The sequence below is a fragment of the Epilithonimonas sp. genome (assembly GCF_032055105.1).
Lineage (GTDB): Bacteria > Bacteroidota > Bacteroidia > Flavobacteriales > Weeksellaceae > Epilithonimonas.
In genome coordinates, this window is the sequence record NZ_DAMBRK010000028.1 from 1 (window position 1) to 14,811 (window position 14,811).

At 34.2% G+C, this 14,811-nt stretch carries 13 protein-coding genes and 2 tRNA genes; 5 read left to right on the forward strand and 10 right to left on the reverse strand.

Annotated elements, in window-relative coordinates; genetic code table 11:
- Nucleotides 1-87: 87 nt before the first annotated feature.
- The 7 genes from coaE to RTY06_RS15685 all read right to left on the reverse strand — a co-directional run bounded on the left by coaE (nt 88) and on the right by RTY06_RS15685 (nt 6,856).
- Nucleotides 88-669, reverse strand: coding sequence for a dephospho-CoA kinase (gene coaE, locus RTY06_RS15655; RefSeq protein WP_312825918.1), 582 nt, complete (start codon nt 667-669; stop codon nt 88-90).
- A 48-nt stretch (nt 670-717) separates the two neighbouring features.
- Complete coding sequence (locus RTY06_RS15660) at nt 718-1,584, reverse strand: MBL fold metallo-hydrolase (protein WP_312825906.1); 867 nt, start codon at nt 1,582-1,584, stop codon at nt 718-720.
- A gap of 72 nt (nt 1,585-1,656) precedes the next feature.
- Nucleotides 1,657-2,091 carry a hypothetical protein gene (locus tag RTY06_RS15665; protein ID WP_312825907.1) on the reverse strand — a complete coding sequence of 145 codons (435 nt, stop codon included), beginning with the start codon at nt 2,089-2,091 and terminating at the stop codon, nt 1,657-1,659.
- A 6-nt stretch (nt 2,092-2,097) separates the two neighbouring features.
- On the reverse strand, nt 2,098-3,120 hold the full coding sequence (gene ruvB, locus RTY06_RS15670; RefSeq protein WP_312825908.1) for a Holliday junction branch migration DNA helicase RuvB: 1,023 nt from the start codon (nt 3,118-3,120) through the stop codon (nt 2,098-2,100).
- Nucleotides 3,121-3,203: 83 nt separating this feature from the next.
- The gene (locus tag RTY06_RS15675; RefSeq protein WP_312825909.1) at nt 3,204-4,826 is read right to left on the reverse strand and encodes an LIC_10190 family membrane protein; all 1,623 of its coding nucleotides are present in this window, start codon (nt 4,824-4,826) and stop codon (nt 3,204-3,206) included.
- Nucleotides 4,827-4,887: 61 nt separating this feature from the next.
- Nucleotides 4,888-5,430 carry a YMGG-like glycine zipper-containing protein gene (locus tag RTY06_RS15680; protein WP_312825910.1) on the reverse strand — a complete coding sequence of 181 codons (543 nt, stop codon included), beginning with the start codon at nt 5,428-5,430 and terminating at the stop codon, nt 4,888-4,890.
- 139 nt (nt 5,431-5,569) lie between these two features.
- Complete coding sequence (locus tag RTY06_RS15685; RefSeq protein WP_116037018.1) at nt 5,570-6,856, reverse strand: adenylosuccinate synthase; 1,287 nt, start codon at nt 6,854-6,856, stop codon at nt 5,570-5,572.
- Nucleotides 6,857-7,372: 516 nt separating this feature from the next.
- Here RTY06_RS15685 and asnB point away from each other — a divergent pair.
- On the forward strand, nt 7,373-9,034 hold the full coding sequence (asnB, locus tag RTY06_RS15690; RefSeq protein ID WP_312825911.1) for an asparagine synthase B: 1,662 nt from the start codon (nt 7,373-7,375) through the stop codon (nt 9,032-9,034).
- Nucleotides 9,035-9,071: 37 nt separating this feature from the next.
- Here asnB and RTY06_RS15695 read toward each other — a convergent pair whose 3' ends face one another.
- The 3 genes from RTY06_RS15695 to RTY06_RS15705 are packed head-to-tail and all read right to left on the reverse strand — an operon-like array spanning nt 9,072 to nt 12,588.
- Complete coding sequence (locus tag RTY06_RS15695; RefSeq protein WP_312825912.1) at nt 9,072-9,536, reverse strand: hypothetical protein; 465 nt, start codon at nt 9,534-9,536, stop codon at nt 9,072-9,074.
- On the reverse strand, nt 9,537-9,917 hold the full coding sequence (locus tag RTY06_RS15700) for a RidA family protein (protein ID WP_312825913.1): 381 nt from the start codon (nt 9,915-9,917) through the stop codon (nt 9,537-9,539). It abuts the gene before it with no gap.
- Between the two features lie 46 nt (nt 9,918-9,963).
- Nucleotides 9,964-12,588, reverse strand: a complete 2,625-nt coding sequence (locus tag RTY06_RS15705; RefSeq protein WP_312825914.1) for a putative LPS assembly protein LptD — start codon at nt 12,586-12,588, stop codon at nt 9,964-9,966.
- Between the two features lie 42 nt (nt 12,589-12,630).
- On the opposite strand from RTY06_RS15705, the gene RTY06_RS15710 reads away from it, so the two are divergent.
- The 4 genes from RTY06_RS15710 (at nt 12,631) to RTY06_RS15725 (ending at nt 14,670) form a co-directional block, all read left to right on the forward strand.
- Nucleotides 12,631-13,917, forward strand: a complete 1,287-nt coding sequence (locus RTY06_RS15710) for an N-acetylmuramoyl-L-alanine amidase (RefSeq protein ID WP_312825915.1) — start codon at nt 12,631-12,633, stop codon at nt 13,915-13,917.
- 59 nt (nt 13,918-13,976) lie between these two features.
- Nucleotides 13,977-14,048 (forward strand) — tRNA-Glu (locus RTY06_RS15715).
- Between the two features lie 283 nt (nt 14,049-14,331).
- A complete protein-coding gene (gene rpsT, locus RTY06_RS15720; protein WP_116037009.1) occupies nt 14,332-14,586 on the forward strand; it encodes a 30S ribosomal protein S20 in 255 nt (84 codons plus the stop codon).
- A 12-nt stretch (nt 14,587-14,598) separates the two neighbouring features.
- A tRNA-Glu gene (locus tag RTY06_RS15725) sits at nt 14,599-14,670 on the forward strand.
- Nucleotides 14,671-14,811: the final 141 nt, after the last annotated feature.

Sequence of the window (14,811 nt, forward strand, 5' to 3'; positions counted from 1 at the left end):
TCTTTCCTATCAAAATATTATTTAATTTTGTCTAAACTTTTGGGTGCAGTCTAGATTCGGGGTGTTTTATTTTTATGATTAAAATTCTTATTTAAGTTCTTCTATAAAACCTTCTGTTGCAACTCGCAAACTTTCAAGGTCAGCATTGTTATAAATAATATAATCTGCCAATTTACACTTCTCCTTTTCAGGCATTTGTTTTTGGATGACCGCTTCTACTTCTCTGTAAGTTTTACCATCTCTGTCCATCGTTCTTTTGATTCTGAGATTGTCATCCGCAGTAATCAGCAGAGACTTGTAACATTGATGATTTAATTTAAGTTCAAAAAGAAGCGCCGTTTCTTTAAAGACAAATTCAGAATTTTGAGAAGCCACCCATTTTTCGAAATCGATTCTTACCGCCGGATGAATCAGATGATTCAATTGCTCCAAAAGTTCAGAATCATTGAAGACTTTTTCTGCGACATACTTTCTGTTATAAATTCCATCTGAATAAGCTTCGTTTCCTAAAAGCTCAATGATTTTCTCCTTGAGAATAGAATCTTTATTAACAATATTTTTAGCTTCGTCATCCGAGTAATAAACAGGAAATCCTTTTCCCTCCAGAATTCTTGCTACTGTTGTTTTTCCTGAACCAATTCCGCCAGTTAATCCAATGATCTTGGGTATGGGAATGTCTTCGTCTTGAGTTGAGATTGTATCTTTTATATCCATAATTTAATATCCAAAAACTTCATTAAAACTAAATGTCTGATCAAGTTTCACGCCTCTTTCCGTCATTTTAAGACTTGCCAACTCGTGATTTGCATCGTGTTCAAAAAACAATAGATACTCGTTGTCCACACATTGTTTTAAAAACTTACCTTTTTCTTCCATCGTCAACAATGGTCTTGTATCGTAACCCATCACATAAACCTGCGGAATATGCCCAACAGTCGGAATCAAATCTGCTGCGAAAACAATCGTTTTTTCTTGATATTGGAGAACCGGAAGCATTTGTTTCTCTGTATGTCCATCAACAAAAATCACGTCCATTTTCAAATCTGGAGCGAATCCATAATTTCCCGTCGTTGGTAATGGTAAGAAATTGAGTTGTCCACTTTCTTCTAATGGAAAAATATTTTCTTTTAAAAAGCTTGCTTTCTCTCTTGGATTCGGTTCTGTGGCCCATTTCCAATGATTTTCGTTGGTCCAGAAATGTGCATTTTTGAACGCAGGTCTGTAACCCGACTTGTCATCATTCCATTCTACAGCACCACCACAATGGTCAAAATGAAGATGCGTCAAAAAAACATCTGTAATATCTTCTCTCACAAATCCGTATCTCTTCAAGTTTTTATCCAAAGAATCATCACCCCAAAGTGAATAATGACCAAAGAATTTTTCATCTTGCTTATCTCCAAGTCCACAATCGATTAGGATTAATTTTTTGCCATCTTCTACTAAAAGCGAGCGAGTTCCTAATTCGATAAGGTTTCTTTCATCAGCAGGATTTGTTTTTTCCCAAAGTGTTTTTGGAACAACACCGAACATTGCACCGCCATCAAGTTTAAATTTTCCGCATTGGATTGGATAGAGCTTCATAAGAATTTTTGTTTTTTACTAATATAAGAAATTAGTAGCAAATTGAATCTTTAAAATTCTGAAATATTTCTATTAATCAGTATTTCCCCAAGCATCAATTCTCGTAATATTTTTAATTTCTCCACTCCACATTCCCATATGTCCAAAATTTTCAGCATCAAAAACACCTTCAATCAAAACATATTTATCATTAAGTTTCATTGCTTTTGACATTAATTCTTTATTTTTAAAAGAGACCCAAAATCCATTTTTATCAAGAGAATGCTTATAATCTAACTCATTAACATAGATAGCATTGCCTTCAAATTCCAAATGCAGATAACCCATAACTTGAATTCGTTTGTTATGGTATTTTTCAGGATTACTAATTAATTGGATTAAAGATACATTGTAATTTTTGCTTAAAATATCGACAAATCTTTCATCTTCTTTTTTAGAATTATCCTTTTGAGCACACGACAAAAATGAAATGAGTATAGAGAAGATTAAAACAAAATTTTTCATCATAGTAAATTAAAACAATTCACCCGAATTTTTCGGTCTGGAAATATTCAAATGTTTGTAAGCTTTATCCGTCACTTCTCTTCCTCGTGGAGTTCGAATAATAAAACCTTCCTGAATCAAAAATGGCTCATAAACCTCTTCCAAAGTTTCCGGATTTTCTCCAATTGAAGTCGCGAGTGCAGAAATCCCGACTGGTTTTCCTCGAAAGTTTTCTATCATCACACGCATTATTTTGTTATCCATATCATCCAAACCAAATTCATCTACATTGAGGGAATTCAATGCAAACTTTGTGATTTCGATTTCGATTTCTCCATTTCCTTTGATTTCTGCAAAGTCACGAACTCTACGCAAAAGTGCATTGGCAATTCTAGGAGTTCCTCGGCTTCTTCTGGCAATTTCGAGTGCAGCATCTTCGTAGATTGGAACGCCTAAAACACGTGCGCTTCTCTCGATAATCATTCCCAAAAGTTCAATCGTATAATATTCTAATCGGCTTTGGATTCCGAATCTGGCGAGCATTGGTTTGGTCAACATTCCACTTCTCGTCGTTGCACCAATTAATGTAAATGGATTAAGCCCAATCTGAACACTTCTCGCATTAGGACCAGTTTCCAACATTATATCAATCTTATAATCTTCCATTGCAGAGTAAAGATATTCTTCCACAATCGGAGACAAACGATGAATTTCATCGATGAAAAGGACATCATTTTCTTCAAGATTCGTAAGTAATCCTGCCAAACTTCCCGGCTTATCTAGAACTGGACCTGAAGTGATTTTACAATTAACACCTAATTCGTTGGCAATAATATGAGATAAAGTCGTTTTCCCTAATCCCGGCGGGCCGTGCAAAAGAACGTGATCGAGAGCGTGACCTCGATTTTTTGCGGCCGCTACAAAAACTTCCAGATTGTCCAATGTTTTTCTTTGTCCTGCAAAATCTCGAAAACTCTGCGGACGGATTTTTTCTTCCTGAATCAAATCGTCGTCAGAGTAATTGTCTTTATCGGGATGTAAAAAATCGGGCATTGCTGTAAATTAATAATTAAAAATGAAGAATTAAATCCAAAGTTGAATTTAACTTAAAAATTATATTCAAAGATAGAGATTTTTTAAGGGACTTTTGGATTGTATTTCTCGGTTTCGGAGATGATTTTCTTTAATTGATTTTTCTCTTGTTGATTTAATTTTCTTTGATAAAATCCTTGTTTGAAATCTTTCCCAATGTACTGTGGAAAAACACCATAATAATCATACAATTTCAAATCGTAAATATGAATTGAAGGAAAAAAATCTTTCTGAAAAGGAAATTTTGGAACATAAAAATTCAAATTTCCAATTTTATATTCGGTATTGATATTGACCGATTTATTTTCTTTTGGTTGATAAAGTTGTGACCAACTGAAAGTTGACATTTTTTCTCCAATATTAATCTTCTGTACAAATCCAGGAAATGTGAAAATCACAGAAATTAAAATAGATAAGAAAACAGATGTAAAAATAGCTTTTTGTTCTGAAATATTTTTGAACAATAAAAATATCGCAACCAAATAAACATCAATAAAAAATCGATATTGAGCAGAAAATGAAATTATTAAAATTGATTTTAAAATTAAACAACTTAATAAAATGTAATAAAATCGTTCCTTTTTCTTGATTGTAAAAATAGTTATAACTAAAAGTGAAATGAGAATTCCAACATTCAGAATAGATTTATAACCAATTAAAAACCAGTAGTATATTTTTTCAAAAAAATTAAATTCTGAAACCTGCTGATAAGAATATTTCATATCATAAGATTTTAGTAATCCAATCTGAGACGAATAAGTCAATATCTCCTGGCTCGGTTTCCAAGCTAAATCAAAATCTGGAAATGATATTGGAAAAATGGGAAAACCAAAAAGCCAAATATTTTTTATCATTAACAAAATCCCCAACCCAAAAACCGGAATCATCCATTTGATACTGAATTTCTTTTGACTAAATCCGTGTAAAATCACCAAAATTGGAAGCCAAAAAATTATCGGTTTTATGCAAAATGCAAACATCGACAAGTATAAAAGAATTGGATTTTCTCTTTTACTCATCAATTCATTAATGACAATTAAAGTGATAATTAATATTGGTAAATCCGGACTTGGCTGTTGAACAAAAACTAAAAATATTGGAATAAAAATCAACAAAAAATATTGTTTCCTTTCGTAGATATAAATTAAAAAAAGAATCAATAAATAAGTATTAATCCTAAAAAAAACATCGATAAAATGTGAAAATCCGGCTTGATAAATATGCCAAAAAGAGGTTTGTCCAAGTAATAAATCGAGATTCGAAATGCCTTTTACAACTCCAAATTCTTTCAAGTAAGAAATCGTAGGAACGTAATAACTGGAATGGTCATAAAAATAAGGAGAAAATGAACCAACAAAAACAATCATCATAACCAATAGGTAAAACCAAAAATTGATGTTTTTTCTAAAATCGACATACGAAAGATCTTTCTTTTTCAGAAAAAGTAGAAATCCAATGCTTCCAAAAATTAGAAAAACAAATTCGACAAAACTATTTGCTGGAGAAAAAAAAGCAATTATGGTTTGCAATAATGTAATGCTTAGAATTCCAAAAAAAGAGGTCAAAACAAAACTTTGACTTTCTGTTTTAAAAACATTTTTGATGATTAATCCCACACCGAAGTTAACAATCAATAATCCTATAATAGAAATGAGAAGTAAAAGCATAAAAAAAGATTGCCTATAAAAATAAGCAATCTTTCCTTGTTAAAATATATATGAAGAAAATTTACTTCTGTACGCGACCAGTTTTTCTATCATTGGCTCTACCAATTGTGTAACCAGTAGCTCCACCTGCAACGCCACCAATCACCGCTCCAAGACCTGGATTTTTTTTACTGATGATCGCACCTGCAGCCGCTCCACCAACTGTACCAATAACCGTACCTTTTGCAGCACTACTCCATCCTTTTTTCTGAGTAGCCGTAGTTCCAGCTGAGCTTGATGAGCCAGAATTAGACGCTGTTGAACTGGAAGAAGAGCCGCCACCGGAAGAAGAACTTCTTGTAGGAGTAGATTTCCTAGCCACTTTGTTAGCTTCGGCTTTTCTTTCTGCTTCTTTTTCCTCTTCTATCTTATTAAGACTGTCTTTTTGTTTTTCAAAAGATATTTTTTCTTTTTCTATAGCGAGTTTTTGTTTTTCTAACTCAATTTGTCTTACCTGATAATCGAGCTTCTGCTGTTCCAAGGAAGCTGTTTGCAACTTTTCGTCTTTGTTACAAGAAGATAATATTAAAGTTGCTGCAAAACCTGTTACAAATAACTTTTTCATAATCGTTTATTTTTTCACAGAATGTGAATTATTGAAAAGGTATTTTCAATTATGATTCCAAAATTGATTATAAAAAGTTAAAATTTGTTAATAAAAAAGCCAGGAAATCTCCTGGCTTAGTAATTATATATATTATTGCTTAGAATAATTCTTTTCTAATGATATTCTGAGAACGCTCTGGTCCAACAGAAACCAAGTAAACATTAATTCCTAAATGCTCTTCGATAAACTCGATGTATTTTTTAGCATTTACAGGAAGTTCATCATAAGATCTTGCATTAGTAATATCCTCGTCCCAACCTTCCAATTCTTCGTAGATTGGTTCGTAATCATACAATTTGGTTGTAGAAGATGTAAAGTAATCAATAATTTTACCATCTTCTGTTTTATACTTTGTAGCAATTTTCAAAGGATGAATACCTGTAAGAACGTCTAATTTTGTAATTACAAGATTATTAATTCCATTTACCATACAAGCATGTTTCAGAGAAACTAGATCTAGCCAACCTGTTCTTCTTGGTCTTCCTGTAGTTGCACCAAATTCGAAACCGATCTGTCTGATTTTTTCTCCTAGTTCATTATCTAATTCTGTTGGAAAAGGACCGTTTCCTACTCTAGTTGTATAAGCTTTTGCAACACCTATTAGATTCTGCAAAGCCGTTGGCGGAACTCCAGCTCCTGTACAAACACCACCAGTAGAAGGTGAAGATGAAGTTACAAATGGATACGTTCCAAAATCGATATCCAACATCAAAGCCTGTGCTCCTTCAAAAAGGATATTTTTACCGTCTTTTATCGCTTCGTTGATTTCCAATTCTGTATCAACGATTCTATCTTTCAACAATTCTCCCAAAGCAAGAAATTCTTGATAAATTTCTTCAACGTCCAAAGTTGGTTTCTCGAAGTATTTCTCGAAAAGAGAATTTTTAGTTTTAAGATTTTTTTCTATTTTTTCTCTTAGAACTTCAGGATTCAAAAGATCGATCATTCTAATACCAACTCTTGCAATTTTGTCTTCATAGCAAGGACCAATTCCTTTCTTCGTAGTTCCAATCTGCGTTCCACCTTGCTCTTCTTCTCTATAAGTATCAAGCAAAATATGATAAGGCATAATTACGTGCGCTCTTCTACTGATGAAAACATGATCTGTTCTCAGACCCTTGCTCTCTATCTGATTGATTTCTTTTACAAAAGCTTTAGGGTTTACCACCACTCCGTTAGCGATGATACATTTGCCTTTACACTGCAAAACACCAGAAGGCAAAAGATGTAATACAAATTTTTCATCACCTACATAAACCGTGTGACCAGCATTATCTCCGCCTTGGAAACGTACAACATAGTCTGATTTAGCCGATAAAACATCCGTAATCTTCCCTTTTCCTTCGTCTCCATATTGGAGACCTACAACTACGTAAGTTGACATATTTTTTTACTTTTTATAGATTATTTGCAAAGTTATATTATAAATACGGCTTAGCAAAATCAAACAAAATAAAAAAACCCTCTTACTATGAATAAGAGGGCAAAAACACAAATGATGAAAAAAATTATAAATGCATTTGAAGTAATCATTTACTTCACATCTACAATACAATTTCCGGTGCAAAAATCGTACATTTTTTATTATTTATCCTAATAAAAACTGAAATTTATTTATCTAAAATATTTTTTCATAATTAATTAATTTCAATTAAATAATTCAACATTTTCAAAAATTAAAAGCTTTTTTTCATAAATACCATAGAAAAAAAACAAAAAAACACAAACATCTACATATAAAAAATAAAGCACAGGAGCTGTTTTTAATTAAAAATAAGAATATATTAAACCAAAAAAGATTATTTAAGAACTAAATTAAACTTAAAACAAAAATTAATTTTTGTTTTAAAATTTCAAATCTATTTTTGCAATATAATTTTAATCAAAAACAAATAAAATAATGTGTGGAATTGTATGCGTGTTTGACACCAAACAAAAAAATGAAGTAATAAGACCTCAGATCTTGGAAATGTCTAAAAAAATCAGACATCGTGGACCAGACTGGTCTGGTATATACCAACACGAGAATGTGATTTTTTCACACGAGAGATTAGCAATCGTAGATCCAACATCTGGGAAACAGCCATTGTTCACAAAAGATAACAAAGTAGCATTAGCTGTAAACGGCGAGATATATAACCACCAAGAATTAAGAACTGAATTTCCTGATTACGAATTCCTAACTCAATCTGACTGCGAAGTAATCTTAGCATTATATAGAAGAGATGGAAAAAACTTTCTTGAAAAACTAAACGGAATTTTCGCATTCGCATTATATGATGAAGAAAACTACGCTTACCTCATCGGAAGAGATCATATGGGAATCGTACCATTATATATGGGTTGGGACAAAAACGGAAGTTTCTATGTTGCTTCTGAACTCAAATCTCTTGAAGGCGTTTGTAACAAAATTGAAGAATTTCTTCCTGGACATTTTCTTTACAGCAAAGACGGGCAAGAGTTACAGAAATGGTACAAAAGAGACTGGACAGAATTCGAAAATGTAAAAGATAACGAAACAGATATCGCTGCTATCAGAAAAGGGCTGGAAGAAGCGGTCCACAGACAATTGATGAGTGATGTTCCTTATGGCGTACTACTTTCTGGCGGTCTTGACTCTTCGATTATCGCTGCTGTAACGGCAAAATATGCAAGACAAAGAATCGAAAGTGGTGACACGCAAGAAGCTTGGTATCCAAGACTACACAGTTTCGCGGTTGGATTGGAAGGCTCTCCGGACTTGGCAGCAGCTAGAAAAGCGGCAGATCATATCGGTTCTGTTCACCACGAAATTAAATATACTGTTCAAGAAGGTCTGGATGCTATCAAAGACGTTATTTATCATTTGGAAACTTACGATGTTACAACAATCAGAGCCTCCACCCCGATGTATCTTTTAGCAAGAGTTATCAAATCTATGGGAATCAAAATGGTATTATCTGGAGAAGGTTCCGACGAATTGTTCGGAGGTTACTTGTATTTCCATAAAGCGCCTTCTGCACAAGCCTTCCACGAAGAAACGGTTAGAAAACTAGGTAAGCTTCACCTTTATGATTGCTTGAGAGCTAACAAATCCTTGATGGCTTGGGGAATAGAAGGACGAGTTCCTTTCCTTGACAAAGAGTTTATGGATGTTGCAATGACCATTAATCCAAAAGATAAAATGGTAACACCTGAAAGAATGGAGAAATGGGTTCTTAGAAAAGCTTTTGAAGACATCCTTCCAGAAAGTATTGCTTGGAGACAGAAAGAACAGTTCAGCGACGGTGTTGGCTATTCTTGGATCGATACTTTGAAGCAAGTTGCAGAAGATGAAGTAACGGACGAAATGATGGCGAATGCTAAATTCAGATTCCCTATCAATACACCAATGAGTAAGGAAGAATACCGATACAGAACCATCTTCGAAAGTCATTTCCCAAGTGATTCTGCTGCAAGCTGTGTGCCTTCTGTACCATCTGTCGCTTGTTCAACACCTGTAGCCTTGGAATGGGATGAAGCTTTCAAAAAGATGAACGATCCAAGCGGACGTGCTGTGAAAGTGCACGAAACGGCTTACTAAAACTAACTATACTAACTTCAACATAAAACCCATAAGTCTAGACTTGTGGGTTTTTATTTTTTACGAGCAATTGCTTTTTTCTTTTTTCTCTTCTTTTATAAATAACTTCTGTAATCTTACCGCCAATCCAGGAGAAAGGAAAGAAAATCAAAAAGATAGATATCTTATAAAAAACAGGATGATAAGGATAGAGAATAATATCCAACATCGCAATAAACAACATGATGAAGCCTATAAGGATTGCATAAGCCACTTTAGCGTACTTTACAATTATTGCGGTTACGACTCCTCCAATCGTAACACCCAATCCTCCGAAGAACAGCAACGCGATATAAAAAGAGTCTTTGCCCTGGACAGATTGCAATAGTAACTCCCAATGGCTGAAAGGCGCAAATTGCTTGTAGGTAATCCACGAGGAATCTATCTTTACCCCTAATGTGATAATGAGAGCAGCGACTGTTAAACCTGCCAAAACACCTAATGTATTCCTTAGAAAATTCATCTAGTCTTTATAAGCAATCATAGAGATTTCTACATCTACATTTTTTGGAAGGCAAGACACCTGTACTGTTTCTCTTGCTGGGAATTGATCATTATTAAAATAAGAAGCATAAATCTCGTTCACCACAGCAAAATCATCCATATTTTTAAGAAAAATAGAAGCCTTCACTGCATTATCAAAATTCATATCAGCAGTTGTTAAAATCGCTTTTAGGTTTTTCATCACCTGATGCGTTTCTTTATCAATACCTTCTACCAGCTTTCCAGTTTCCGGATCTACAGGGATCTGACCAGAGATGTATAATGTTCCATTAACCAAGGTTGCTTGCGAATAAGGTCCGATAGCAGCTGGAGCTTCTGACGTATGAATGATCTTCTTCATTATTTAATTTTAATTTTTACAAAACTATATAAATTTTCCTTAAATCCTAAAAAGAACTATTAGGCTGAGTGAAACTTCTTTCTTTATATTTAACAGCATCTTTCAAGATATTGGCTTTGATCCCGATAAAGAAGTCATAAACCTTATACTGTCCAAATGGGACCCAGTTGAAGGTAATCGTAAAACTACGCTGATCTCTTGCAAATCCTAGACGAGTATAACCCAAAGTTTTAGCCTCTACATCATAGTTTGTACTTCCGTTGATGTTCCAGTAAGGTGTTAGTTTTATACTACCATCTAATCCTATTGTTGCAACTTTGGTTCCAAGCCTTGTCAAACTTCTGGTGTAGGAATAGTTAGCATTCACATTCAAAGTCCAGGTTGGGGTGTAGTGGGAATAATTATCATCATCAAAGAAATAATTCTCATTCCTGATTTCTCCCTTTTTCTTATATTTTTTTGAGAGTTCCTCTTTCTTTCCAAAAATAGCCTCGCTCATTGGATAGGACAATTGCATGTTGAAGCCTTGCAAACTAAAATGTCCAAAATCCTCTGTTCTTACCCCCCTATCACTACCTTCCGTAAAAGCTATCCTATAAGGCTCTAATGTAAGACTAGTATTGACATTCAATTTATTATTAAAGAAAGAAGACTGCCCATTAACCGTGAAAACGGACCATTTGTTTTTTTCTGCAGCAAAGTTGTAGCCTCCGGAGACGTTTAAATTTTCAAAGATTTTCACCTTTTTCACTCCGGTAGAGTCTGATTTGGATCTGACTTTCATTTCCAAATTATTGGCAATATTGAAACCAACACTCTGTGTAAGTCCAGAAGACGGCGCGCCATAGATCCCTCCATCAAAAATAGAATAAGGCGTCATCTCTCCTCGAGCATTAGAATAATCCTTAAAATAACCCCACCCCTTTGCTCCAAAATCTGGAGAGTAAGTAAAACTCATACTAGGCGTTACCATATGACGTACAGCTACAATGGGTGATTTTTTACCAAATTGCTTCTGCCCATACAAAACTGTTTGCAAGCTGGCACTGGTAGAGAACGTGGTGTATCCTGCGATACCTTTTTTGTAATTATCCTCTACAGCATTGGTCAAAGGATTATAGCTTCTTTCTAATGTTTTGGTGGTAAGCACATTATCTGCATTAGCCGATAGACTGAAGGTAAAATACTTGGCAACCGTTGTATTGGTAGAAAGTGAAATATTATTTTTAGCACCTGTTTTCAGAGCGTCCCACATTTCTTTTTTGAAAACCTCGCTCTCGGTCGTTGTTACATAATTACTAAGAGCCAAACCTGTATTCACATTAATATTTTCCAACAATCCTGTTCTTACCCCTGTTTTGGGTTTGAAAAGATAAAATTGATTAATAGCAACCGTCATTTCTGGCAAACGAATATCTGTATTTCCAGTTGAAAAATTCTGACTATAAGACATACTCGCATTGATGGTAACAGGGAGTTTCAAAAAACGCTTTGTCATACTGACTCTCGAGTTCTGTTGTGTATTAAGAACACTTCCGTTGAAAGCATAACTATTATTAACCGTATTGGTATAAAAGTTACGTCCACTTACAATGTCCACACTAGCATTGAAAGTCAAATATGGATTAGCTTTAGAATCCTGAGAATGCCTCCACGCAATTCTAAAAGTCTTGGCTTTGGAATAGTCATCCAAACCTTTGATACCTCGAATCGTAGTACCATAATCTGCAGCAAAGTTCCCAGAGTATCTATACTTTTTAAGATAATTAAGTTCTGGTTTGAAGTTCCAACTACCCTTTGTATAAATATCTGATAACAATTTCAAATCAAAATGATCCCCGATAGGCTGATAATAGCCAAGACCATTCAGGAAGAAACCAACATCCTGGCGTTCTCCAAAACTTGGCATCAAAATACCTGCCGCTCTCTTATCCGAAAAAGGCAAGATCGCAAACGGAAGAACCAATGGCGTTGGAACCTGCTCTATAAAAAACTGAAATGGCCCCGTAACAACCTGTGAGTTTTCTTTTCCTTTCAGTAGCTTTATATAGTTAGCAGAAATATGGTAATCTGGAAGAGAATCCTTCTTTTTTATAAAGTATTCATCTGTGGTCATTATAGCATTATTCATCACAAAGACCGAGTCATTATATTTTTTGGTTTTCTTTGCGACAATCACCCCCTCACTTTCTTCCGTTCTCGCATTGAAAGCAATTGCTTGCTTAGTTTTGGTATTATAGATAACCTCACTGTATTCATATTTCTTCCCAGCTTGCGTTGCAATAGCAGGGGTTATGATTTTCCCCTTCTCGTCTTGTTCGCCTCTAGCATAGATTTTTCCAGTTTCCCACTCATACCTAATGTAATCTGCATCTATCTGCATATCCTGATAGATGATCTGAGCTTTTTTGTGAAGTGTAGTCTGTTTGTTTGTAATGGAAGAAGTAATTTTACCTTCCGCCTTCATCTTCGCAACATCATCCAGCTGTTCTTTTGGGATAATGGTATCTTTCTTTATTGCTAAAGAGTCTTTCCTTATATTTATAGAGTCAGCAACATCATTATTTTTATCAATATTTTTAGGCACAGTTTGTGATAAAATATTGTTAAAAATTAGGATATTTAAAATTAGTAATATACTTTTGAAAATACTTCGAGCCAATGCAGTCATTCTGAAATTGGGTTCAAAATTAATTAAATTTTAAAGATTAAAATGATTAGGCCTACACTTTATAATAAATTTTTTTTTCTGTTAACATTTTTTATTAGTTTAAGTTACTTTTATTCACAGAAAAAATTTACGATAGTCCTAGATGCAGGACACGGTGGCAGCGATATTGGAGCGAATAGAAACTATAGTGATATCGGCAGTGTTCAAGAAAAAAATGTAACATTAGGTATTGTGCTGAAATTGGGCAGGATGCTAGAAAAAAACAAAGATTACAAAGTTATCTACACCAGAAAAATAGATGAGTATCCATCATTAACCAATAGAACTGATCTTGCCAATAGAAGCAAAGCAGATCTTTTTATATCAGTTCACGTCAACTCTTCACCAAGTAAAAGCGCAACTGCACAAGGTACGGAGACATTCGTACAAGGTCCTAATCAAAACAAAGCCAATCTAGATGTGGCAAAAGCCGAGAACGATGTGATCTTCTTAGATGAAAAAGATAAAGAGAACTTCGCATCATACAATCCTAGTTCACCTGAATCTCTCATCGCTCTCAAAATTCAACAAAGCAAATACCTAGAAGCAAGCCTTATCATTGGCGGTTTGGTAGAAGAAAACTTCGTTAAAAAAGATAAAAGAATGTCTCGCGGTGTAAAGCAAGAGAACCTTCATGTCCTTAGAATGAATGCAATGCCTTCTATCTTGATTGAAACCGGTTTTGTCAACAATTACGATGACGCTCATTATATATCTACGGAAGAAGGGCAGCAAGCTATTGCTGAAAGTATTTTCAATGCTATCACGAGCTATAAAAAAATGGTGGATAGAAATGTAAAAGAGCCAGAACCAGAAAAGCCGGTTGAACAGCCTCTGAAAAATGACTTCAGAATATTACTAATGAGTAGCCCTAATAAATATACCACAGAAGATTCTGCCCTGAAAGGCTTGAAATATATCTTGCCTATCAAAGAAAATGGATTCTATAAATATTATTACGGAACTACAAATTATGCTTCCGTAAGAGATAACAATCTAAAAACAGCTAAGGATGCAGGTTTCCGAAACTCTACGGCGATTAGTTTTGTTCCAAATCAGACTTTAGGAAGCAGTAGTTATTACACAATCGAAATCTATGTTGGAAAAGACAAACTAGATTCCAAATCCAACATATTGAAAACCCTTCCTGAAATCATCAGAAATAAAGAAAACGGAACGTTCTATTATACTTATGGTAAATACAAAACTTTGGAAGAAGCTGTAAAAGCACAAAAAGACTTTGAAAGCAAAGGAATAACCAATACTATTATCGAGAAAAAATCGAAATAGATAAAATCATTTGCTAAAAAAACATAAAGTATTTACTTTTGCAGTCCTTAAAAAGATATGGCCTATTCGTCTAGTGGTTAGGACTCAAGATTTTCTTTCTTGCAACAGCGGTTCGATTCCCCTATAGGCTACAGCAAAATCAAAAATGAAAGCTCCTCAAAAAAGCTTTCATTTTTTTTACCTGAAAATCAAAACTTTAAAAAAACAGCAAAAAAAACATTTTGAATTCTAAAAAATATCCATACTTTTGCACCGCCTTAGAGGAGAAAGAAAATATAAAACATCTTTCGTAATTAAAAAATCATATTGAATCGTTAATTAGTTTTCTATTAGGCAAAACAAAATTTTAATTTTTTAAAAAAAAGTTTGCAAATTAAAAAATAGTTTTTATCTTTGCACCCACATTTGAACGATATGGCAAATCATAAATCAGCATTAAAGAGAATTAGACAAAACGAAGCAAGAAGACTTCGTAACAGATACTACCACAAAACTGCAAGAACAGCGTTAAAAGCGTTGAGAAACGAAGAAAACAAATCTGCAGCAGTAGAGCAGTTACCTAAAGTTATCTCTTTGTTGGATAAATTAGCTAAGAAAAACATTATTCACAAGAATAAAGCTTCTAACTTAAAAAGTAAATTAACTAAGCACGTAAACGGTTTAGCTTAATATAAAGTCCTTGGCCCGTTCGTCTATCGGTTAGGACCTCAGGTTTTCATCCTGGTAAGAGGGGTTCGATTCCCCTACGGGCTACTTAAAATACCTTCATTAATTTTCTGGAGGTCTTTTTTAAAGACTGTTTTATTTTAAATAACACAGTAAAATATAAAGAAAATTAACTTGGCCCGTTCGTCTATCGGTTAGGACCTCAGGTTTTCATCCTGGTAAGAGGGG

Coding starts and splice junctions, on each gene's coding strand:
- RTY06_RS15660 (WP_312825906.1), bottom strand. CDS start 1,584: ATGAAGCTCTATCCAATCCAATGCGGAAAATTTAAACTTGATGGCGGT.
- RTY06_RS15665 (WP_312825907.1), bottom strand. CDS start 2,091: ATGATGAAAAATTTTGTTTTAATCTTCTCTATACTCATTTCATTTTTG.
- ruvB (WP_312825908.1), bottom strand. CDS start 3,120: ATGCCCGATTTTTTACATCCCGATAAAGACAATTACTCTGACGACGAT.
- RTY06_RS15675 (WP_312825909.1), bottom strand. CDS start 4,826: ATGCTTTTACTTCTCATTTCTATTATAGGATTATTGATTGTTAACTTC.
- RTY06_RS15680 (WP_312825910.1), bottom strand. CDS start 5,430: ATGAAAAAGTTATTTGTAACAGGTTTTGCAGCAACTTTAATATTATCT.
- RTY06_RS15685 (WP_116037018.1), bottom strand. CDS start 6,856: ATGTCAACTTACGTAGTTGTAGGTCTCCAATATGGAGACGAAGGAAAA.
- asnB (WP_312825911.1), top strand. CDS start 7,373: ATGTGTGGAATTGTATGCGTGTTTGACACCAAACAAAAAAATGAAGTA.
- RTY06_RS15695 (WP_312825912.1), bottom strand. CDS start 9,536: ATGAATTTTCTAAGGAATACATTAGGTGTTTTGGCAGGTTTAACAGTC.
- RTY06_RS15700 (WP_312825913.1), bottom strand. CDS start 9,917: ATGAAGAAGATCATTCATACGTCAGAAGCTCCAGCTGCTATCGGACCT.
- RTY06_RS15705 (WP_312825914.1), bottom strand. CDS start 12,588: ATGACTGCATTGGCTCGAAGTATTTTCAAAAGTATATTACTAATTTTA.
- RTY06_RS15710 (WP_312825915.1), top strand. CDS start 12,631: ATGATTAGGCCTACACTTTATAATAAATTTTTTTTTCTGTTAACATTT.
- rpsT (WP_116037009.1), top strand. CDS start 14,332: ATGGCAAATCATAAATCAGCATTAAAGAGAATTAGACAAAACGAAGCA.